21 protein-coding genes are annotated in these 21,056 nt (G+C 73.2%); 3 read left to right on the forward strand and 18 right to left on the reverse strand.

Annotated elements, in window-relative coordinates; translation table 11 throughout:
• Positions 1-2: 2 nt before the first annotated feature.
• The 7 genes from ABGB11_RS29655 to ABGB11_RS29685 form a co-directional block, all read right to left on the reverse strand.
• Positions 3-542 carry a hypothetical protein gene (locus ABGB11_RS29655; RefSeq protein WP_347638087.1) on the reverse strand — a complete coding sequence of 180 codons (540 nt, stop codon included), beginning with the start codon at positions 540-542 and terminating at the stop codon, positions 3-5.
• Positions 539-1,777, reverse strand: coding sequence for a glycosyltransferase family 4 protein (locus tag ABGB11_RS29660; RefSeq protein WP_347638089.1), 1,239 nt, complete (start codon positions 1,775-1,777; stop codon positions 539-541). Before ABGB11_RS29660 ends, ABGB11_RS29655 begins: the two co-directional genes overlap by 4 nt.
• Entirely contained in the window at positions 1,774-3,312 is a 1,539-nt protein-coding gene (locus ABGB11_RS29665) for a glycosyltransferase family 4 protein (RefSeq protein WP_347638090.1), read from the reverse strand. The genes ABGB11_RS29660 and ABGB11_RS29665 overlap by 4 nt, the downstream gene beginning before the upstream one ends.
• 88 nt (positions 3,313-3,400) lie before the next feature.
• Entirely contained in the window at positions 3,401-4,741 is a 1,341-nt protein-coding gene (locus ABGB11_RS29670) for a nucleotide sugar dehydrogenase (RefSeq protein ID WP_347638092.1), read from the reverse strand.
• 3 nt (positions 4,742-4,744) lie between these two features.
• Positions 4,745-6,328 (reverse strand): glycosyltransferase, encoded by a 1,584-nt coding sequence (locus tag ABGB11_RS29675; RefSeq protein WP_347638094.1) that lies wholly within the window; start codon positions 6,326-6,328, stop codon positions 4,745-4,747.
• Positions 6,318-7,385, reverse strand: coding sequence for a Gfo/Idh/MocA family oxidoreductase (locus ABGB11_RS29680; protein WP_347638096.1), 1,068 nt, complete (start codon positions 7,383-7,385; stop codon positions 6,318-6,320). The genes ABGB11_RS29675 and ABGB11_RS29680 overlap by 11 nt, the downstream gene beginning before the upstream one ends.
• Positions 7,382-8,488, reverse strand: a complete 1,107-nt coding sequence (locus ABGB11_RS29685; protein ID WP_347638098.1) for a DegT/DnrJ/EryC1/StrS family aminotransferase — start codon at positions 8,486-8,488, stop codon at positions 7,382-7,384. Before ABGB11_RS29685 ends, ABGB11_RS29680 begins: the two co-directional genes overlap by 4 nt.
• Before the next feature lie 219 nt (positions 8,489-8,707).
• Between ABGB11_RS29685 and ABGB11_RS29690 the strand changes: the two genes are divergently transcribed.
• Positions 8,708-10,060 (forward strand): SDR family oxidoreductase, encoded by a 1,353-nt coding sequence (locus tag ABGB11_RS29690; protein ID WP_347638100.1) that lies wholly within the window; start codon positions 8,708-8,710, stop codon positions 10,058-10,060.
• Here the strand turns inward: ABGB11_RS29690 and ABGB11_RS29695 are convergent.
• The 8 genes from ABGB11_RS29695 to aac(3) all read right to left on the reverse strand — a co-directional run bounded on the left by ABGB11_RS29695 (position 10,050) and on the right by aac(3) (position 19,063).
• On the reverse strand, positions 10,050-11,663 hold the full coding sequence (locus tag ABGB11_RS29695; protein ID WP_347638102.1) for a hypothetical protein: 1,614 nt from the start codon (positions 11,661-11,663) through the stop codon (positions 10,050-10,052). The two genes, ABGB11_RS29690 and ABGB11_RS29695, sit on opposite strands and share 11 nt — an antisense overlap.
• Before the next feature lie 247 nt (positions 11,664-11,910).
• Complete coding sequence (locus ABGB11_RS29700; protein WP_347638104.1) at positions 11,911-13,521, reverse strand: cation acetate symporter; 1,611 nt, start codon at positions 13,519-13,521, stop codon at positions 11,911-11,913.
• Positions 13,518-13,892 carry a DUF485 domain-containing protein gene (locus ABGB11_RS29705; protein ID WP_347638106.1) on the reverse strand — a complete coding sequence of 125 codons (375 nt, stop codon included), beginning with the start codon at positions 13,890-13,892 and terminating at the stop codon, positions 13,518-13,520. Before ABGB11_RS29705 ends, ABGB11_RS29700 begins: the two co-directional genes overlap by 4 nt.
• Positions 13,893-14,048: 156 nt before the next feature.
• On the reverse strand, positions 14,049-15,779 hold the full coding sequence (locus tag ABGB11_RS29710) for a cation acetate symporter (protein ID WP_347638107.1): 1,731 nt from the start codon (positions 15,777-15,779) through the stop codon (positions 14,049-14,051).
• A complete protein-coding gene (locus ABGB11_RS29715) occupies positions 15,776-16,042 on the reverse strand; it encodes a DUF485 domain-containing protein (RefSeq protein ID WP_347638109.1) in 267 nt (88 codons plus the stop codon). The genes ABGB11_RS29710 and ABGB11_RS29715 overlap by 4 nt, the downstream gene beginning before the upstream one ends.
• A gap of 149 nt (positions 16,043-16,191) precedes the next feature.
• Positions 16,192-16,953: a LytTR family DNA-binding domain-containing protein gene (locus ABGB11_RS29720; protein ID WP_347638111.1), complete on the reverse strand. Its 762-nt coding sequence runs from the start codon at positions 16,951-16,953 to the stop codon at positions 16,192-16,194.
• A gap of 55 nt (positions 16,954-17,008) precedes the next feature.
• Positions 17,009-18,202: a histidine kinase gene (locus ABGB11_RS29725; RefSeq protein WP_347638113.1), complete on the reverse strand. Its 1,194-nt coding sequence runs from the start codon at positions 18,200-18,202 to the stop codon at positions 17,009-17,011.
• A 9-nt stretch (positions 18,203-18,211) separates the two neighbouring features.
• The gene (gene aac(3) / locus ABGB11_RS29730; protein ID WP_347638267.1) at positions 18,212-19,063 is read right to left on the reverse strand and encodes an aminoglycoside 3-N-acetyltransferase; all 852 of its coding nucleotides are present in this window, start codon (positions 19,061-19,063) and stop codon (positions 18,212-18,214) included.
• Positions 19,064-19,326: 263 nt separating this feature from the next.
• Between aac(3) and ABGB11_RS29735 the strand changes: the two genes are divergently transcribed.
• Both ABGB11_RS29735 and ABGB11_RS29740 read left to right on the forward strand, forming a co-directional pair.
• Entirely contained in the window at positions 19,327-19,635 is a 309-nt protein-coding gene (locus tag ABGB11_RS29735) for a hypothetical protein (RefSeq protein WP_347638115.1), read from the forward strand.
• Positions 19,632-19,955 carry a type II toxin-antitoxin system PemK/MazF family toxin gene (locus tag ABGB11_RS29740; protein ID WP_347638117.1) on the forward strand — a complete coding sequence of 108 codons (324 nt, stop codon included), beginning with the start codon at positions 19,632-19,634 and terminating at the stop codon, positions 19,953-19,955. The genes ABGB11_RS29735 and ABGB11_RS29740 overlap by 4 nt, the downstream gene beginning before the upstream one ends.
• A 133-nt stretch (positions 19,956-20,088) precedes the next feature.
• On the opposite strand, the gene ABGB11_RS29745 is transcribed toward ABGB11_RS29740, so the two are convergent.
• The 3 genes from ABGB11_RS29745 to ABGB11_RS29755 are packed head-to-tail and all read right to left on the reverse strand — an operon-like array spanning position 20,089 to position 21,031.
• On the reverse strand, positions 20,089-20,367 hold the full coding sequence (locus tag ABGB11_RS29745; RefSeq protein WP_347638119.1) for a hypothetical protein: 279 nt from the start codon (positions 20,365-20,367) through the stop codon (positions 20,089-20,091).
• A 14-nt stretch (positions 20,368-20,381) separates the two neighbouring features.
• Positions 20,382-20,594, reverse strand: a complete 213-nt coding sequence (locus tag ABGB11_RS29750; RefSeq protein ID WP_347638121.1) for a hypothetical protein — start codon at positions 20,592-20,594, stop codon at positions 20,382-20,384.
• Positions 20,594-21,031 (reverse strand): hypothetical protein, encoded by a 438-nt coding sequence (locus ABGB11_RS29755; protein ID WP_347638123.1) that lies wholly within the window; start codon positions 21,029-21,031, stop codon positions 20,594-20,596. The genes ABGB11_RS29750 and ABGB11_RS29755 overlap by 1 nt, the downstream gene beginning before the upstream one ends.
• Between the last annotated feature and the right edge of the window lie 25 nt (positions 21,032-21,056).

The following is a 21,056-nucleotide window of genomic DNA, read 5'->3' on the forward strand; positions in this document are numbered from 1 at the left end:
GCTCATCCTCTGGCGGAACGGGCCGGGGGCACCTCGTGGTCGATGGAGTAGGCGGGGCGCGCTCCCGCGTCCGCGATGACGCCCACCAGCTCGGAGACGGTCACCATGGACTGCGGGTCCGCGACGACGACCAGGTCGATGGACCGGCCGCGCAGCAGCTCGCGGCGGACCACCCGCCGCCGGACCGCGGCGGGGTCGCGCCGGTAGAAGCGGAGCAGCCGGCGGTCGACGGGGCCGGCGACGCGCCGGCGGTACGCGGAGTCGAGCCGCAGGCGCACCCCTCGCAGCGGCCCCGGAAGGCACGCGCGCAGCAGCAGCCGCGGGATCCGGTACAGCAGGATCCGCGCCGCGGCGGGACGGTAGCGGCGTTCGAGCTCGGGCAGCTCGACGGTGTCGACCCCGTCCGCGAGCGGATCCCGCGCCCACGCGGACGGCTTGCGGACGAGGACGATGGCGCTGCCGCCGTCGGCGACGACCCGGGCCGACTCCCTGACGACCGCGGGCCGGCGGGTGGCCCCGAGCGCCACGAACAGCACGTTCACGCATCTCCCCCCTTGCCGGCGTCCCCCGTGCCGGCATCCCGGAACCAGTGCCGGTGGTGCGCCTCGGCGACCGTGCGGTAGCCGAAGCGCTCGTCCAGGACCGCGCGCGCCTTCACGAGGTCGAGGCCGTCCGGGAAGCGATCGCGCAGCCGGCGGTACCCCGCGACGATCGATTCCGGGTCCTCCTCGACCTCGGTCATTTCCCCGGCGGCGCTCTCTATTCCTGCGAGTGTCCGTTCCGGACCACCGCACCGGGTGACGAGCACCGGCATCCCCGCCGCCACCGCCTCGACGATCGACACTCCGAAGGTCTCCCACCGGGCCGCGTGGACGAGGAGATCGTGCTCCCGCATGAGCCGCACGGCCTCGTCGGGGGCGACCTCGCCGAGGAACGACACCGCGTGGCCGATCCCGAGCTCGGCCGCCCGCTCCGCGAGCCGGCCGGCCAGCCCGCCCGCCCCGGCGACGGTCAGCGTCAGCCGGGGGTCCTCGGCGTGGCACGCGGCGAACGCCTCGACCAGCAGGCCGACCCCCTTGCGCTCGACGAGCGTGCCGACGTACAGCCAGCGGCGCAGCTCGGTGACGGGACGCGGCCGGGCCACCGCGAACGAGATCGGGTTGGAGATCATCTCGATCTTGCCGGCGAGCGCCGGGAAGGCCTCGGCGAGCCTGTCCCGCAGCACGTCGGTCACCACGAAGAAACCGGTGCACCGTTCCAGGACCTGCTCGTACAGCTCCAGCGAGTCCGGCTGGTCGAGGACCTTGTCGAGGAAGGACGCGTGCTCGGTGACGAACACCCGGGCGTCCGGGCGCGCGTTCTCCAGGGCGGTCCAGCCGCCGCGCAACCCCACGTGCGCATGGACGACGGGTGCCGGGATCGGCTCGCCGCCGAGCGCCTCGCGCAGCCAGGACGCATGCTCCCGGGCGAGCTCGGCGAACGTGTGGTCCGGCACCGTCGGCACCGGCACGCGCAGCAGCCGAGCGCCCGCGGCGGCCGGTGCGGGGTGCAGCGCGACCGGCAGGAGCCGCCGGTGCGCCTCCCGCGCCGCCTCCACCTCCTCCCGCGGCCGGTTCATCAGCCACGCCTCGGTGTGGTAGACGGTGACCTCGCCGCAGCCCGGCGCCGTCGCCTCGACCATCGCCTGGACGAAGGACCCCGCCCACACCTGCGTCGGATTGGGATACCAGGGGGTGACGACGGCGACGTCCCGGTCCCCCGCTCGGCCGGCCGTCATCGGGCGTCGTTCAGCAGCCGGGTGTAGACCCCGTCGAGGATCTCGGCCTGCGCCTCCCACGTCCACCCGCGGAGCAGGTCGGGCCGGTCGTCGTACACGGCCCGGTACCGCCGCGGATCGGCGAGCACCGTCTCGACCGCCCGCACGTAGTCGTCGAGATCCTCCGCGTGGAAGACCTCGCCCTGCCCGGTGGACTTCACCATGTCGCCCATCGCCTGCACGTCGCTGACGACGATCGGCAGCCGTGCGTGCGAGTACTCGAAGAACTTCGTGATCAGCGCGATCTCGTGGTTCGGCCAGTGGTGGATCGGGATGACGCCGATGTCGGCCGCCGCCAGGAACGGGACGACCTGGTCGAACGGCACGTACGGCAGCGTGTGGACCCGGTCGGCGACGTCCAGTTCCTTGGCGCGGGAAAGCAGGCCCCGGACGTAGTCCGACCGCGCCGAGGAGACGACCAGGGCGACGTGCAGCCGGGGCAGCCGGGGAAGCGCTTCGATCATGATGTCCAGGCCCCGCTGCACGGAGGCGCTGCCGCTGTAGACGGCGATCGGGGTGTCCGGGCCGACGCCGCACAGCTCCCGCATGTCCGGGACCGGGTCGCCGGTCGACGGCTCGCCGCCGGTCAGCGGGGCGTTCAGCACGACCGTCGGCCGGTGCCGCAGGCCGTGGCGCTCGACGAGCCGGTCGCCCAGGGCCTCCGAGACGGTCATGACGGCGTCGGCCGTGCCGGCGTACTCGCGCTCGTACGCGCACATGGCGGGGTGCCAGCGCGGCTCGATCGCCCAGGGCCGGATGCCCGGCAGGAACTCGTGGGCGTCCCAGACGAGCTTCGTCCGCCGGCCCTTGGCGCGCGCCCGCCGCACGGCGCGCGCGCCGACGCCGAGCATCCGGAAGTCGTTGGCGTGGACGATGTCGGGTCCCAGCCTGTCGATGACCTTCCCGTAGGCGCTCTCCCAGTCCCACAGGTTGCGGTCGAGGACGCGCCACGCGCGGTCGCCGAGGACCGTCAGCCAGAACTTGATCGCCAGCCGTTCCGCAAGGGCCTGCGGGTCCCTGCGGGCCTCGGCCAGCGCGTCGGTCCGCCGGGCGCGCAGCGCCACCCATCGCGACTGGGCCTTCGCCGCGACGCGCCGCACCAGCAGCCACGCCTTGCGCAGCGGCCCGCCGGCCCCGGGCGCGAGGCGGGTGGCGGCGAGGTCGGCCCGCCGGGACTGGACGAGCCGGCGCCGGTAGTCCGCCACGTCGGGGTGCGCGTACGCGAGCGGCCGGCGGAGCGTGGCCCGCAGGGCGCTGTGCCTCCTCCTCCTCTGCAGTGTGTGCTGGAGCGGCAGGAGCCGGACGCGGGCGCCTCCGAGCGTCCAGGAGCGCCCCTTCTTCGCCGCGGTGCAGCCGAGGAGATGCACCTCCCAGCCCGCCTCGGCGGCCGACTTCGCCGCCTTCTGCACCCGGGAGTCGCGCACCACATCGTTGTCGACGAGCATGACGATGCGGCCGCGCGACTTCTCCGGCGCGCTCTCGCCTTCGGTCTGCATGCGGTCTTCTCCTCCGTTGTTCGAGGGGGGACGACCCCCCACACCCCCCGGCTCGCTCCGCGAGGGATTGGGCTCGTTTCGGCCGGGGTCATCCGGCGTCGAAGGCGGGGGAACCGGCGGGCGGGGACGTGCCGGCGCCGCGGGCGGGGCCGCCGATGACGACGCGCTCCACGCCGGGCCAGCGGGCGGGGTCGGTGATGCGGCGGCCGTCCACGAGCGCCTTGACGCCGGGCAGGTCGGACGCGCCCAGCTCGCGGTAGGCGGCGTGGTCGGCCTGGACGATCGCGGCGGTCACCGGCTCGCCCCGGTGCGGGGGAAGGCCGAGGGCCGCCAGCTCGTCCGCCGAGTACAGCGGGTCCGACACGTACGGGACGGCGCCGCGTGCCCTGAGCGCCTCGACCGTCGGGAAGACGCCGGAGAACGCCGTCTCCTTGACGCCGCCGCGATACGCCGCGCCCAGCACCAGGACCTCGGCGCCGGTGAGGTCGCCGTAGGCGCCGGCCAGGAGGCCGACGGCGTACTCGGGCATGCCCTGGTTCGCGTCGCGGGCGGCGCGGACGACGGTCGCGGACGGGTCGTTCCACAGGTACATCCGCGGATACACCGGGATGCAGTGGCCGCCGACCGCGATGCCGGGCCGGTGGATGTGGCTGTACGGCTGGGTGTTGCAGGCCTCGATGACCTTGATGACGTCCACGCCGAGGGTGCCGGCGTAGCGGGCGAACTGGTTGGCGAGGCCGATGTTGACGTCGCGGTAGGTGGTCTCGGCGAGCTTGGCGAGCTCGGCCGCCTCCGCGGAGCCGAGGTCCCACACGCCGTTGGGCCGGTCCAGGTCGGGCCGGTCGTCGAAGTCGAGCACCCGCTCGTAGAACGCGACGCCGCGCCGGGCGGACGCCTCGTCGATGCCGCCGACCAGCTTCGGGTAGCGGCGCAGGTCGGCGAACACCCGGCCGGTGAGCACGCGTTCCGGGCTGAACACCAGGTGGAAGTCCTCGCCGGCGGTGAGGCCGGACCCCTCCGCCAGCATCGGCGCCCAGCGGTTCCGGGTGGTGCCGACGGGCAGCGTCGTCTCGTAGCTGACGAGCGTCCCCGGGCGCAGGCCCGCGGCGATCGCCCGGGTCGCCGCGTCCATCCAGCCGAAGTCGGGGGCGCCCGTCCCGTCCACGAACAGGGGGACGACCACGACGACCGCCTCCGCGCCGGCGACCGCCGCCGCCGTGTCGGACGTCGCCGTCAGCAGCCCCGCCCGGACCGCCTCGCCGAGGTGGACGCCGAGGTCCGCCTCGCCGGGGAACGGCTCGCGGCCGGCGTTGACGTCGCCGACGACGCGTTCGTCCACGTCGGCGCCGATCACCCGGTGGCCCTTGCGGGCGAACTGCACCGCCAGCGGGAGACCGATCTTGCCGAGCGCGACCACGCAGATCCGCATGTGCTACCCACCTCCAGAGGACGCCGCACGCCGGACCCGCGTGGCGACCGCGCGGGCCGGGCGGACGGGACGTGTGTCGAGCACCGTGCCGTGCCGGGTGTCGCCGGTCACCGACAGCCGGTGCGGTCTGGCCCGGTGCCAGACCAGCCCGCCGACCGGCTCCGGCAGGTCCGCGGGGACGGCGGCGTCGTGCGTCTCGCCGGACGCGCGGAGGAGCAGGCGCAGGTCGTGCCGCGCCGGCCCGGGTCCGATGAGCAGCGCCACCGGGATCCGCGCGGTCAGGTGGAGCCCGTCGTCGCGAGGGTCGCGGGTGACGGCGGCCTCGTCCAAGTGGACGAGTTCCCGGCCGCCGCGCGGGGCGAGCGCGAGCCGGACGACCGGGGGGTCCGCGGCATCGGGACCGGTGAACGGGGTCCGCACGGTGAGCTCGACGATGTCGCCGTCCCGCCGGGCCCGGACGGTGCGCAGTTCCTGGGCCAGCCGCTTGCGCATGCCCTTGGTGATCTCGTAGAGCTCGTCCGGGAGGGCGAGCTCGGAGTCCTCGAAGCCCTGGTAGGCGAGGTAGGTCCGGCCGTTTTTGAGGACGATCGGGTAGGGGTGCCCGTCCCGTCCCGCCCGGATGGCCTCGCACAGCAGGTCCGCCGCGCCGAGCTGGGCGAGCCGCAGCCTGGCCCGGCGGACGATCGGCAGCGTGAAGAGGACGTCGTCGCTCACGTACTCCTCGACGAGCCGCCCGACGCGGGCGCAGACGTCGAGCCGGGCCTCGGGGTCGAGGTCGAGGAACCCCTCCCGGGTCGGCATCGTCAGCTCCCACCGGGTGTGGCGCTTCAGGATCGCGTCCCGCCGGGGGCCCGGTTCCAGCAGGCCGGCGACGACACCGAAGAGGCTCTCCGCGCATTCGAGCCTGGTGTGGACGTCGACGGCGCCCTGGGTGATGTTGCCGCCGTCCTCGCGCAGCACCGCGTAGTAGCAGGTGTAGTCCGCCAGGACGGAGATCCGCCGGGCGCGCACGCACGCTTCCAGGGTGAACGGCTGGTCGCTTCCGATCCGCATGTGCTCGGGGAAGCGCAGCCCGTGCCGTTCCACGAGATCGCGGCGGAAGAGCTTGCAGTTCGACAGCACCCACGGGAGCACCGAGTCGTACAGGTCGATCTCGGGACGGTTCTCCGCGAACAGCTCGGGACGCCGCACGGCCCGGCCGTTGACGCCCTCCATCTTGCCGACGAGGACGTCCGAGCCCCACTCGTCCGCAGCCGCCACCATGCGCTCCAGCGCCTCGGTGCCGAGGTGGTCGTCCGCGCCGACGAAGTAGACGTAGCGGCCGGAGGCGACGTCCAGGGCGCGGTTGCTGGGTGCCGCCGGGCCGCCGGAGTTCGCCTGCCGCAGCACCGTGAAGACGTCCGGGTACTCCTCCGCGAACCGGTCCAGCTCGGCGCCGCTGCCGTCGGTGGAGCCGTCGTCGACCGCCACGACCTCCATCCGTTCGGGGCCGATGGTCTGCTCGGCCAGCGACTTCAGGCACTCGGTCAGGTACGGCATCGTGTTGTAGACCGCGACGATGACCGTCACGTCGGGCTTAGACGGCACCCGCCACCTCCTGCTGGTCCTGGGGCTCCTGGGGCTCCTCGGGCTTCTCCTGCGCTACCTGCGAGGGGAGCGAGACCGTCCTGCCGAGCTTGGCCGACTCCAGGACGGCGGCCGACACCTCGACCGTCCGCAGGCCCTGCCGCAGCGTCACGACGTGGCCGTCGGCGCCCTCGCGGAACGCGTCGCGGAAGCGCTCATGCTCGACCAGCAGCGGCTCGCGCTTGGGTATCGCGTACCGGATCATGTCTCCCTCGGACACGCCGCGGAAGGCCCGCAGCGCCTCCCACTCGGTGCTCATCTCGCCGTTGGCGTAGTAGGTCAGGTCGGCGGTGAGCGTGTCGGCGACGAAGCAGCCGCGGTCGCCGGTGACGACCGTGGTGCGCTCCTTGAGCGGGCTCAGCCAGTTCACCAGGTGGCTGACCATGGAGCCGTCGGCGAGCCGCCCGACGGCCGCGACCATGTCCTCGTGCGGGCGGCCGCTGCGCGCGACCGTGTGCGCGGAGATCGTCACGTAGTCCTGGCCGGTCACCCACGCGGTCAGGTCGATGTCGTGGGTGGCGAGGTCCTTGACCACGCCGACGTCGGAGATCCGGTGCGGGAAGGGCCCCTGGCGGCGGGTGACGACCTGGAACACCTCGCCGAGCTCGCCCGCCTCCAGCCGGGTGCGCATGCTCTGCAGGGCCGGGTTGAAGCGCTCGATGTGCCCGACGCCCGCGACCAGGCCGCGCGACTCGAACGCCGCCACCAGCCGTTCGGCGGTCTCCACCGACTCCGCGAGCGGCTTCTCGATGAGCGCGCCGGCGCCGGCCTCGGCCAGCGCCAGCCCCACCTCCGCGTGCAGCGCCGTCGGGCAGGCGACCACCGCGTAGTCGATCCCGAGCTCCACCAGCTCGGCGACCGACTCCAGCAGCGGGACACCGTGCGGGACCCGGTCCGGCCGTCCGGCCGGGTCGACGACGCCGACGAGGTCCACGCCCTCCAGCCCGGTGAGGATGCGGGCATGGTTGCGTCCCATCACGCCGAAGCCGATGATTCCGGCGCGCAGCGGCGCGCTCACAGCGCCGCCCCGGTCTCGTTGACGGCGTCGGCGACGCGCGCGAGCTGCTCGCCGGTGAGCGCCGGGTGCACGGGAAGCGACAGCACCTCCGCGGCGGCGCGCTCGGTCTCGGGCAGGTCCCAGCGCGGATCCGGCCGCCCGTCCTTCAGGTACGGGAGCAGCCGGTGGACGGGCGTCGGATAGTAGACGGCGTGGCCGACCCTGCGCTCGTCCAGGTGCCGCCGGACGGCGTCGCGGTTGTGGACCCGGACGGTGTACTGGTGGTAGACGTGCCGGGCCCCGGGCGCGACCGGCGGCGTGACCGCGGCGGTGATCTTCGCGTCCAGCAGGGCGGCGTTGGCGCGGCGCCGCTCGGTCCACTCCGCCAGCCGCTTGAGCTGCTCGCGGCCGATGGCGGCGGCGACGTCGGTGAGCCGCATGTTGGCGCCGACGATCTCGTTGGCGTACCGCTGCTCCATGCCCTGGTTGCGCAGCAGCCGCAGGGTCCGGGCGGTCCCGGCGTCGGCCGTGGTGACCATGCCGCCTTCGAGGGAGTGCATGTTCTTGGTCGGGTAGAAGCTGAAGCAGCCGGCCGTGCCCATCGCCCCGGCCGGGACGTCGCCGAGGGCGGCGCCGTGCGCCTGGCAGGCGTCCTCCACGACGGCGAGGCCGTGCCGCTCCGCGAGCGGCCCGATGCGGTCCATCGCCGCCGGGTGACCGTACAGGTGCACCGGCATGATCGCCGCGGTGCGCGGGCCGACCGCGGCGGCGACGGCGTCCGGGTCGGCGCAGAACGAGCCCGGCTCGATGTCGGCGAAGACCGGTTCGGCGCCGGTCAGGCGGACGGCGTTCGCGCTGGCCGCGAACGTGAACGACGGGACGATGACCTCGTCGCCGGGGCCGATCCCGAGCGCGAGCAGGCTCAGCTGCAACGCGGACGTCCCCGAGTTGACGGCCACGCAGTGCCGTCCCGCGACGATCGCGGAGAACTCCTCCTCGAACGCCGCGACCTCCGGCCCCTGCACGACCCGGCCGCTGCGCAGGACGCGCACCGCGGCCTCGATCTCCGCCTCCCCGATATGCGGGCTCGCCGCGAGGACGGCCCCCTCCGATTCCACGGGCATGCACACGCTCCCCAGACATGACGATATGAACGTGCGGCTTCCTCGCGGGGGGAACGGAGCGCCACCATTTGGGCACAATTGGCGGAAGCCAGAGCCAAACCCGCGAATTCCAGCCAGGCCGGACATCCGCGCGCCGGTTTTTTGATCTTAACCCGGCGCCCGCCCGCCGATCCAATGGCCGGGCGTTCCGGCCCGGATTCACCCGATTTAATGGCAGGTATGCGCGAAGAGGATGTACGGACCTGCCTGCGCGTCCTTGCCGAACTCTCCGAACTCGCGGACGAGCCGGACGGGCATCCCGATCTGGAACGGGTGCGGGCGGCGGCCGGCGCGTTCGTCAAACGCACCCGCGACCGGGAGCGGGCGGCGGCCCGGCGGCGGCGCGCGGCGGCGGACGCGCGGGTGCTGGCGGGGACGGCGACCGGCGACCCCGGCCGCGAGGAGGGCGTCCCGGTGGAGCCGCCCCGGGAGGCCGCCCGGCCGCGGATCCCGCTCAAGGGCCTGGTCAGCTGCTACGTGTGCAAGGCGAACTTCCGGGAGGCGGACGCCTTCTACCACCGGCTGTGCCCGCCCTGCGCGGACGAGCACCACGAGCGCCGCGGCGCCCGCGCCGACCTCACGGGACGCCGCGCGATCGTCACGGGCGGCCGGGTGAAGGCGGGCTTCGAGCTCGTGCTGAAGCTGCTGCGGGACGGCGCCGCGGTCACCGCCCTCACCCGGTTCCCGGCCGACGCGCGCCGCCGGTTCTCCGAGGTGCCGGACCGCGAGGAATGGTGGGACCGGCTCACGATCACCGGAATGGACCTGCGCGACATTCCGGGTCTCGTCCGCTGGTGTGACGGCCTGGTCGCGGAGGGCGAGCCTTTCGACATCCTCGTGAATCACGCCGCGCAAACGCTCCGCCACCCGCCGGAGTCGTACGCGCGGTTGCTGGAGGGCGAGGGCGTCGCCGCCCTGCCGGGCCCGGTGACGCCGCCCGGCTCGACGGCCTCGCCAGGCTCGGTGACGCTGCCGGGCTCGGTGCCCCTGCCGGTCGCGACGCGGGACGGGACGGTCGACGTGGCGGGCCTGCTCCCCGACCCGTCCACGGACAACTCCTGGACGCGGCTGGTGCACGAGATCGGCCCCGTCGAACTGCTGGAGGTGCAGCTCATCAACGTGACGGCGCCGTTCCTCCTGCTCGGACGCCTGCGCCCGCTGCTGGAGCGGTCCGCGCACCCGCGGCGGTACGTGGTGAACGTGTCGGCCGTCGAGGGGCAGTTCGACCGCTTCTACAAGGGCGCCGAGCACCCCCACACCAACATGGCGAAGGCGTCGCTGAACATGATGACCCGCACGGTGGCGTCCGAGCTGGCCGAGCACGGCGTCTACGTGACCAGCGTCGACCCGGGCTGGTTCACCGACCAGCAGCCGACCGCGGACCGGGAGCGCCGCGCCGCCGCCGGGTTCCGCCCGCCGCTGGACGTCGTCGACGCCGCCGCCCGCGTGTACGACCCGATCGTGCGCGGCGAGCGCGACGGCGACCCGCCGTACGGCTGCCTGCTGAAGGACTACCGCGTGGTCAACTGGTGACGGCGCCGGCGGTCGCGATCAGTTCGGGCAGCGTCCCGGCGAACCCTTCGCCCAGCAGCTTCAGCGCCACCCTCCACGCGTCCGGGCGCCCGCCGAGATGCCGGTCGACGTGCTCGGCCAGGCGGCGCAGGACGCGCGGGTCGGGGAAGGCGCCGTCGGCCGGGGCGAGCAGCATGTCCGCCTCGGCGACGGAGAGCACCAGATCGGCGGTGGGGTCCTCCACCTCGCGCAGCACCCGGGCCGCGTACGTGCCGTAGATCGCCTCGGGGTCCCAGTGCAGCCGCGTCCCCGGCTCCCGCAGGCGCCTCGTGCGCCCGTCGCCGGTCTCGTCGACGAACAGCGGGGCCAGCGGGACGTCCCCGTCCAGGCCGAGCTTCGCCCGGATCTGCGCCGTGCCGCGCAGGCCGGGCAGCCACAGCGACTCCGCGACGTCCGCCAGCGCCTCCCCGGGGACGGTCGCGACCACGAACTCGGCGGTCAGCGTCCCGGCGGCCATGCCGTTCCCGACGACCTTCGCCAGCACGTCCGAGCCCGGACGCGACTCGTGCCCGCACAGGTCGGCGAGCAGGACCGGATCCGGGTCGCACACGAGGGCGGCGAGGTCCGGGTGGTCGGCGACGACCGCCCGCTGCAGTTCGAGCGGAGCATCGGTACGTCTCGCCATGAACCGGGCGGCGCGGCGGGGGATGGGGCCCTCCTTCGCGCGCCGGCGCGGCTCGTCCGCCAGAACGTCGTCCCAGCCGACGCGCGGGATGCCGGGATGGCGGCGGTGCACCACCGTGCGGACGAGCGGCTCGCCGCGCCACGGCTCGCACCCGGCCGCGTCGGCGATCTCGGCCACCGACCGCAGGAACTCGGCCTTGCGAGCCTGGTCGGAGAGGTCGCGCAGCCGCCACTCCCCTTGCCCCGACTCCAGCGCCGCCTGCGCGTACGCGAGCACGCTCGGCAGCGACTCGGCGGGCCCCCACTGGTAGGCGGGCAGCCGTCCCGCCTCGACGAGCTGCCTGATCACGTGACCGCGGTGCGCGTCGAGCAGGGTCCGGCACGCCTGGACGGCGCCGTGCGGATCGGCGCCCGCGCCGAGGAACCACAGCGCCGTCCCGGCCATGTCGGGGTCGGCCGAGTAGAGCATCGCGTGGTCGAGCGCGCCCGACGCGCCCATCCCGGACAGGAGCCCCTGCCGCGTCGCGGCGGGCAGCGGGAGCGGCGTGACGCCGTCCCGGCGCGAGGTCTGGTGGGCGAGCTGGCGCCGCAGGTTCCGCGGGACGCCGCCGAGCGCGGTCGCGGCGTCCAGCAGGTTCGCGTTGACCTCCGGGTCGTCCAGATCGAGCAGGCGGCCGAGCAGGGACGGGGGGCCACCGGCCTCCAGCGCGTACTGGACGAGCAGGTCCAGGTCGCCGGGCCCGCCGCGCCGCAGCAGCGCCTCCAGCACGACCCTGTTCACCAGCCCGTGGCTGCGTCCCGCCCGCCGGACGTGCAGGTTGGGCAGCATCCCGATCAGCACGTCCATCTCGGCGGGCGTCGCGAAGCGCAGCAGCCCGGCCGTGCAGCGGGAGACGTCCTGCGCGCGGGTGAGCTTCAAGCCGAAGCGTTGGGGGGCCATGGACCGTCACCGTAGCGGCCGGGAGGCGCCCGGGTCAGCCGGGCGGGTCGAGGAGGAGGTCCGCGGCGCGGGCTGACCTGCGGGGAGACGAGAGGCGGCCCCGTCCCGGGGGCGTGAGGGGGACGGGGCCGCGGCCGCGCGGAACCGGGCGACGGTCGCCCGCGCGGCGAGCCGTGTCCCGTCCGGCGTACGGGGGTGGGGCGCCCTGCTCGGCCGCCGGGGACGGGATCGGCTCGGCTCTAGGGGATCAGTGCTTCACCGCCCCCTCGGCGCCCGCTCCGGTCAGGGAGCGGACCTCGATCTCGGCGTACTTCTCGTTGTTGTACTCCTTGCTGAGGACGGTCCCGAGGAAGCCGGCGAGGAAGCCGACCGGGATCGAGATGATCCCGGGGTTGCTGAGCGGGAACCAGCTGAAGTCGGAGTCGGTGAACAGGGCCTTCTCGTCACCCGACACGACCGGCGAGAAGGCGACCAGGAAGATCGCCGAGCCGAGGCCGCCGTAGATGGCCGCGACGGCGCCGGTGGTGTTGAACCGCTTCCAGAACAGGCTGTAGAGGATCGCGGGCAGGTTGCCGGACGCGGCGACCGCGAACGCGAGGGCGACGAGGAACGCGACGTTGAGCCGCTGCGCGTAGATCCCGAGGACGATCGACACCGCTCCGATGACGAAGGCGGAGATGCGGGCGACGCGGACCTCGTCCCGCTCCGTGGCCTTGCCCTTGCGGAACACGTGGGCGTACAGGTCGTGCGAGAACGACGAGGACGAGGCGAGGGTGAGGCCCGCCACGACCGCGAGGATCGTCGCGAACGCGACCGCCGCGATGACCGCGAGCAGGATCGTCCCGCCCGCGTCACCGAAGACGATCTCGCCGATCTCCTTGGCGAGCAGCGGTGCCGCGGTGTTGCCGGCCGGGTTCTCAGCGGCGATCTCCTTGGACCCGACGAGCGCCGCGGCGCCGAACCCGAGCACCAGCGTGAGCAGGTAGAACGCGCCGATGATGCCGATGCCCCACAGCACGGACTTGCGGGCGTCGCGGGCGGTCGGGACGGTGTAGAAGCGGATCAGGATGTGCGGCAGCCCGGCGGTGCCGAGCACGAGCGCGAGTCCCAGGCTGATCAGGTCGAGCTTGCCGGACAGCCCCGACTCCTCGGTGGCGTAGCGCAGGCCGGGCTCCAGGAACGCGCCGCCCTTGCCGCTCTTTTCGGCGGCGTCGTTCAGCAGGTCGTTGAAGTTGAACCCGGCGTTGCCGAGCACCAGCAGCGTGATCAGGGTGGCGCCGGTCATCAGCAGGACGGCCTTGACGATCTGCACCCAGGTGGTGCCCTTCATGCCGCCGAACACCACGTACACGATCATCAGCACGCCGACCAGCGCGATCGTCGCGCCCTTGGCGAAATCGCTGGTGAAACCGAACAGCAGCGCCACCAGGGCGCCCGCGCCGACCATCTGCGCCAGCAGGTAGAAGATCGACACGACGATGGTGGACACCCCGGCGGCGGTGCGGACGGGCCGCGGGCTCATCCGGAACGCCAGCACGTCGGCCATCGTGAACCGGCCGGAGTTCCGCAGCAGCTCGGCGACGAGGAGCAATGCGACGAGCCAGGCGACGAGGAACCCGATCGAATACAGGAAGCCGTCATAGCCGTACAGGGCGATCAGTCCGGCGATGCCGAGGAACGACGCGGCGGACATGTAGTCGCCGCCGATGGCGAGGCCGTTCTGCGCGCCGGAGAACGACCGCCCGCCGGCGTAGAAGTCGGTGGCGGTCTTGGTGTTGCGGCTCGCCCAGACGGTGATCGCGAGGGTGGCGGCCACGAACACCAGGAAGAGGATGATCGACAGGGTCTCGTTGCTCATCGGGCGTCCTCCGCGCTTCCGGCCGTCGCGTCGGTGGCCGGCGCCGCCTCGGCCTCGATGTCCTTGCGGATCTTGTCGGCGACCGGGTCGAGTTTGCGCTCGGCGTGCTTGGCGTACCAGTACGCGATGGCGAACGTCGAGACGAACTGGAGCAGCCCGAAGACGAGCGCGACGTTGATGGAGCCGACCAGTTTGTGGCCCATGAAGTCGCGCGCCCATCCTGACAGGACGACGTACAGCAGGTACCAGGCGAGGAACGCCACGGTCATCGGGAATACGAACCTGCGAAATCTGCGCCGGAGTTCCTGGAACTCCGAGGTGCCCTGGAACCGTTCATAGACGGTGCCGGAGGCGCTCTTATCGACGGACACGAGGGCCCTCCTGTGTTGTGACGCCGGTCACGCGCCACGCTAAGGACCTGGCCAGGGGCGAGCGAGGGGTCAACGCCGGGGCTGCGTTCAGCTGCCATTCACCGTCGACGGCCTGCCGCGCCCGTCGGCGAACGGTCGATCTGGCGCGATGAACGGTCAGACCCGCCGCGGGCGCCACGTGCCCCGGTCGACGCTGAGCGACTCCGGAGTGTGCAGGCGCACCATCATGCGCGCGACACCGGGCGGCACGCGGCCCTGCGTGCACAGCGACACGATGATCATGACGGCGAACGCGACGGGGACCGTCCAGGCGGCCGGCTGGGCGAGCAGCGCGCCGAGCAGCCCGGACGGCGGCCCGGCCGCGATCGTCACGACGACCGCGGTGCCCGCGAGCGCGCCGCCGATCGCGAGGCCGGCGAGCGCGCCCGGCACGGTGAGCCGCCGCCACCAGACCCCGAGCACGAGCAGCGGGCAGAACGTGGAGGCGGCGACGGCGAACGCCAGCCCCACCACGTCCGCGACGGCGAGGGACCGGGCAGCGATCGCCAGGCACAGCGGGACGACGAGCGCCAGCAGCGTCCCGACCCGGAACGAGCGGACCCCGCCGCGCAGGATGTCCTGCGCCAGCACCCCCGCCACGGACACCGTGATCCCGGACGAGGTGGACAGGAACGCCGCGACGGCGCCGCCCGTCACGAGCGCGCCCAGCAGGTCGCCGCCGACCCCGCCGATGAGCCGTCCGGGCAGGGTCAGCACGACGGCGTCCGCCCGTCCCGTCATGAGCAGTTCGGGGGTGTACAGGCGACCGAGCACCCCGTACACGGCCGGGAGCAGGTAGAACGCGCCGAGCAGCGACAGCACCATCACGGTCGTGCGCCGCGCGGCCCGCCCGTTCGGGTTGGTGTAGAAGCGGACGAGCACGTGCGGCAGGCCCATCGTCCCGAGGAACGTGGCGAGGATCAGCGAGTACGTGGCGTAGAGGGAGTGGTCGCGGCTGTCCAGCGGCTGGGCCCACTCCCGGTCGGTGCTCACCGGCCGTCCGGTCACGTGCGGGACGTCGGCGCCGGCCGGGAACGTGACGGACGCGTCCTGCTGGAACCGGTGCTCCCCCGGGTCGAGCCGCACGGCCGCGCCGGAGTAGGGCCGCCCGTCGACCCGCCCGTCCACGACCACGTCGACCGGCGTCCGGACGTTCACGGTGACCGCCATGCCGACGGAGACGGTCGTCTGCTCCTTGAACTGCGGCGGAACGTCCGAGGACAGGCCGGGTGCGCCGTCGTGCCTCCACGCCAGCAGCAGGAACACCAGCGGGACGGCCAGCGCGGTCAGCTTCATCCAGTACTGGAACGCCTGGACGAGCGTGACGCTGCGCATGCCGCCGGACAGCACGTTGCCGGCGACGACGACCGCGACAAGCACGCCGCCCGTCCACACCGGCGCGCCCGTGACCGTCCGCAGCACGAGCCCGGCGCTCTGGAACTGCGGCAGCAGGTAGAGCCAGCTGATCAGCACGACGAGGACGCTCGCGACGCGGCGCACCGCCATGGACTCCAGCCGCGCCTCGGCGAAGTCCGGCAGCGTGTAGGCGCCCGAGCGGCGCAGCGGCGCCGAGACCAGCACGAGCAGGACGAGGTAGCCGCCCGTCCAGCCGACGGGCAGCCACAGCATGTCGGCGCCGTAGGCGAGGATCAGCCCGGCGATGCCGAGGAACGAGGCCGCCGACAGGTACTCGCCGCCGATCGCGGACGCGTTCCGCAGCGGCGTCACCGTCCGGGACGCGACGTAGAAGTCGGACGTGGTCCGGGAGATCCGCACCCCGAGCACGCCGATGAGCATGGTCGCGACGACGACCAGCACGACGCCCGCCATGCCGTACGCGGCGCTCACGGCCGTTTCTCCGCCCGGTCGACGAGATCGGCGAAGTCGTCCTCGTTGCGCTCGGCCTGCCGCACGTACCACCAGCCGCAGCCGACGAACCACGGGTAGATCAGCCCGCCGAGCAGCACCCACGGCAGCGGCAGCCCGAGCACCTCCTGCGACCGCGCCTCCGGGACCAGCGCGAACAGCAGCGGCAGCCCGAACACGACGGCGGCCAGCACCAGGCACAGCCACGTCGCGAGCCGCAGCTGGGTCCGCACCAGCGACCGCATGTACGCCTCACCGAGCCCGGTCTGCTCGTCGATCTCGCGGGTGACCGGATAGCGCGGGCGGCGGACGGTCCGGGTCCGCGGCCCGGTGACCAGCGTCCGGCCGGGCGCCGGCCCGTCCCGGGCCGGGCCGCGCGGGCGCTCCTCGCCGCTCAGGGCGACCGCCTCGCCCGGCGGACGAGCAGGTCGCGCAGCTCGCGCACGTGCCGGCGGGCGACCGGCAGCTCGGTGTCGCCGACGACGATCGTGCAGCGCCCCGAGTCCAGCCGCAGCTCCTTGATCGCCGACAGCGCGACGAGATGGCTGCGGTGCACCCGGACGAACCCGGCGCCGCTCCACCGCTCGCCGAGCGCCGCCAGCGGGATCCGCACCAGATGGCTGCCGCCGGAGGTGTGCAGCCGCGCGTAGTCGCCCTGCGCCTCCACGTACAGCACCTCGGCCGGGTTCACGAACCGGGTGACCCCGCCGAGCTCGACGGGCATCGGCTCCGGCTCGGACGGAGCGGGCGCCTCCGCGGCGAGGTCCCCGGACTCCTCGACGACCTCGGTCACCCGCCGGATCGCCACGGCCAGCCGCTCCGGCCGCACCGGTTTGAGGATGTAGTCGGCCGCCTTGATCTCGAACGCGTCGACCGCGTGCTCCTCGTACGCGGTGACGTAGACGATCTGCGGGGCGCGGGCGAACTGGGCGAGGACGCGGCCGAGCACGGTGCCGTCCAGGCCCGGCATCCGGATGTCGAGGAAGACGGCGGCGATGGGCCGCCCGTCCGCGAGGGCCCGGTCGAGCTTGCGCAGCGCGGCGGCGCCGTCCCGGGCCGTGTGGATCTCCCCGATGCGCGGGTCGGCGCGCAGCAGGTGGACGAGGTCGTCCAGCGCGGGCGCCTCGTCATCCACCGCCAGGACACGCAGCCCCACAACACCGTCCTCCGCGTAGCGTCCGCCACATTCCACGCAACGAACAGGGCGGGAGTCAAGAGGCCGTCACACCGGGCCGGTACTTCGGCACGCGGACGGTCACCTTCGTCCCGGCGCCGGGCCCGGTCTCCACGGCCAGCCCGTACTCGTCGCCGTACACCTGCCGCAGCCGGTCGTCGACGTTGGCGAGCCCGATCCCGGCGGTGTCGGCGTCGCCCGCGTGCGCCCGCCGCTCCCCCGCGAGGAGCCGCCGGACGTCCTCGGGGTCCATGCCGATCCCGTCGTCCTCCACGCTGATCACGCAGTCGGCCCCGGCGTCCTCGGCCACGATCGTGATGAGGCCCGGCTCCGACCGGTCCTGCAACCCGTGCCGGACGGCGTTCTCCACGAGCGGCTGGAGGCACAGGAACGGGACGGCGACCGGCAGCACCTCGGGCGCGATCCGCAGCGTCACCCGGAGCTCCTCACCGAACCGCGCCCGCTGCAGCAGCAGGTACCGGTCGATCGACCGCAGCTCCTCGGCCAGCGTCGTGAAGTCCCCGTGGCGCCGGAACGAGTAGCGCGTGAACCCGGCGAACTCCAGCAGCAGCTCCCGCGCCCGCTCCGGATCGGACCGGACGAACGACGCGATCGTGGTCAGCGAGTTGTAGATGAAGTGCGGCGAGATCTGCGCCCGCAGCGCCCGCATCTCCGCCTCCATCAGCAGCGTCCGGGAATGGTCGAGCTCGGTGAGCTCCAGCTGGGCGTCCACCCACTGCGCGACCTCCTCCGCCGCCCGGATCAGCCCGGCGGGCACCTCCTCGCCGTACGCGGCGAGCGTCCCGACCACCCGGTCGTCCGTCGCGAGCGGGACCACCACGACCCGCCGGATCGGGCAGTCGAGCCGATCGCACGTCACGTCGCGGACCTGCGTCCGCCCGTTCCCGAGCGTCGCCTCGGCGTGGCCGAGCGCGCCCTCGGCATGGTGCTCGTGCTCCCCGTCCCAGGCGAGCAGCCGCTCCCCGTCCGTGATCGCGAGCGCGGGGCACCCGAGCAGCGTCCGCAGGTGCCGCGCCGCCTTCTGCGCCCCCTGCTCGGTCAGCCCGGCCCGGAACGCGGGCGCCGCCCGCGACGCGGTGTGCAGCGTCTCGAACGTGGCCCGCCGCGCGGGCCCGCCGAGATCGCCGCCCCGCCCCTGCCGCCGCCACCACAGCAACGCCGGAACCCACGTCACCACCAGCGTCGCGACAACCGCAACGACCACGTCCACGCGCCAAACCTACGCCGGTGAAAGCTTGCCTTCGATCCAGTCGACGCCAAAGCTCACGACGTCGGGCGCCTCGAACAGGTGGCTCGTGGCGGCGCCGACCCTGCCCTGACGCCCGTGCCCGGCGGCGACCATGTCGCGGGCGATGGCCTCGAAGGGATCCTGATCCCCCGGCACGACCGGGCTGTAGTCGAAGGCGCCGTTCTCGGAGTCGATGTCGTGAAAGCGCCGCCAGACGCGCTCACCGTCCACCGTGATCGGTTGCTCGTAGTCGACGAACCGCTTGCCGGGCGCCTTGGCGAGCGCCTCGGCGTGGTGCAGGAGGGTGATGGTGTCCAGCGGTGCACCCAGCATGAGCACCCGCCCGCCCATGCCGGTGAGGCGTGCCAGCGGGCTGCCGGGACCGTGCGGATCGTCCCAGGGGTGGTCGTCCATCAGGGCGTGGGCCTTCGGGCCGAGCGCGGCGAAGCTGACGTCCGGATGGCGGCTGCGCACCGCGCCCGGCCAGCGGCGCAGGGCCTCGGGCAGCCGGCCGTTGCCGTGGTCGGCCTCACTGAGCCGGGGGTCGTAGGCGGGGTGCCCGGCCCGCACGACGGCCTGCCACTCCGCGGGCCAGTCGGTGAAGTCGTAGGGCGGGGCGTCGTTCCACCCGCACGTGACCATCAGCGTGCCTTGCTCGCCGACCGCGTCCCGCAACGCATTGATGATCGTCTGCGAACCGCCGGCGACATACCCCAGCGCCGACATCCGGGTATGGAACATCACGGTGTCGCCCTCGACCAAGCCCAACGTGGCCAGGTCGCGGGCAATGCGGTCGCGGGTGACCGGACCTTCAGAGCGCTTGAGCAGGTCTGTCTCATCCATGAAGCGCAACCTACGCGCAGCCCCCCGACCAGCCAAACCCTTAAGAGTCCGCGGATCGCGCAGGATCAACTGCGCCCACACCGGTAAGCCGCCCACCATCCGGGCCCCAGCGGCATGTTCGAGCGCCCGACCTTCCCCCTGTATGGCGAGGTTGGCCTGCCAATTGTCGGCGAAGACCCGGGCGAACATTTCGATGTCTTCCTGCGCAGAGCAGCACGTAATGCAGCATTACATGCTGCAACTTCTGCTGTATAGTTGGCGACATGAGTGTTCGCAAGAGTGTCCCCATGGGACCCGAAGACGTCACCACTTTGGAGCGCATGCACGCCCCCGCCAGTCCCGAGCGCCAGGCCCTGACCCAGCTCACCGGCCAGGAACTGGGCGCGAACGCCTCTGACGCGGAGATCCTTGCCGCGTTGGTCCGCGTAGGACGGGAGGCCGTCACCCAACAGGTCGCGGCCACCGGGTACGCGGCATGGGCGGCCGAGATGGACGACGAGGACCGCGCGTACCGTGCCGCCCGTCGTGGCTGGGATCGCGGCGACGAGGTGGATGCTGGTACGAGCGCATGAACGCCGCCCCCAACATCATCCCCGTCCGCGGCCGGATCTACCGCGCCAACCTCGGCTTCGGACTCAAGCCGTGGCTGGTGGTGTCCAACAACGCCCGCAACAACGCCATCGGTGATTGCCTGGTCGCGCGGATCACCACCACTCGCCGCGATCTGCCATCCTGGGCCCCCTTGCGCCCTGGTGACCCGCTCGTTGGATACGTCAACTGCGACGACCTCGGCCCCCTGTACCGAGACCAGATCGTCGCCGACCTAGGGGCGCTGTCGATCCCCACCATGATGGATGTCGGCCAGGCACTGCGGCACGCCCTAGCGCTGTGACGGCTCCTGGCCGACACGGGCTGGCTCTTGCAGGGGAGGTCGGCATGCCGGGAGGCGTACGCGTGGCGTGGTCATCGTCGCCGACCATCCTGGGGCCCCTTGAGCCCGATGGCCGACCTTCGGCCCTGCGGACCTATGTCGGTTCCCTGTGGACGGGGGCGCCGAGAGCGGCCGCGATCAAGGCGGCGGCTCGTTCGGGGTCGGCGGGCAGCGGCAGGCCCGAGGCCGGCCCGGAGCGCCACTGGTAGGCGGTGCCGTCCCAGCCGACGAGGTAGGGCCCAGCGTCGCGGTAGGTGACGCGGACCCGGCGCAGCCCCTCTTCCTCGTCCAGGACGATCGCGGCGGCGACCTGCGGGGCGCGGCGGCGCACCGCCGCGTGCAGAACCTCGGCAGGCCCGAAGATGTCTCGCACCAACTCGGCTCCCGTCAGAGGTAGTGGTAGCGCGGCGCTGGGCTGCGCACGGCGGCGGGACGGGCGGGCGGCACGGCCACGCCGTACACACCCAGTTCGACCAGGCGGCGGCCAAGCTCGACCTGGGAGGCGGCCTCGACCAGCCGCCACCGCCCCGCACCATCACGCGCGACCGCCCACCAACTGCCCGTGGCGTGCCCGTACCAGCAGGTCACACGGCTCGCCATCACGACGCCCCCAGCCCGCGCAGCGCACGCTCCGCAGCCCCGGCGACCTCACCGATCGCACCGATCACCACGCCGGACGTCCAGCGGTAGAGACCGCGCCCGGCCACGATGGTGCGCCGGACACCGCACGGCGATTCGGCGACGATGGCCTGGCCGTAAACCTGCGCGATCACGCCTCGCCCGCGCAGAACCTCGGCGAGAGCGTGGGTCGCGCGACGGCAGTCGAACCGGTCGGCCTCGTCCAGCAGCGTCCGCAACTCGACGACCGAACCCGCAGCGATCACCAACGGCGGCGCCACGTCACGAGACGCCCGCCACACCGGCGGATCCTGGACGACCTCGACCGTCCACCCAAGAAACTCGACGGCAAGCCCACCAACGTCCACTTCGGCGGGGGACGCGCCGCCCTTAGCATCGTTCACAGATCTGACCTCCATCGGGCCAAGGCCCCGGAACCACCGG

Origin of the sequence: Actinomadura sp. B10D3, assembly GCF_039871695.1 — a bacterium.
Classification (GTDB): Bacteria; Actinomycetota; Actinomycetes; order Streptosporangiales; family Streptosporangiaceae; genus Spirillospora; species Spirillospora madurae.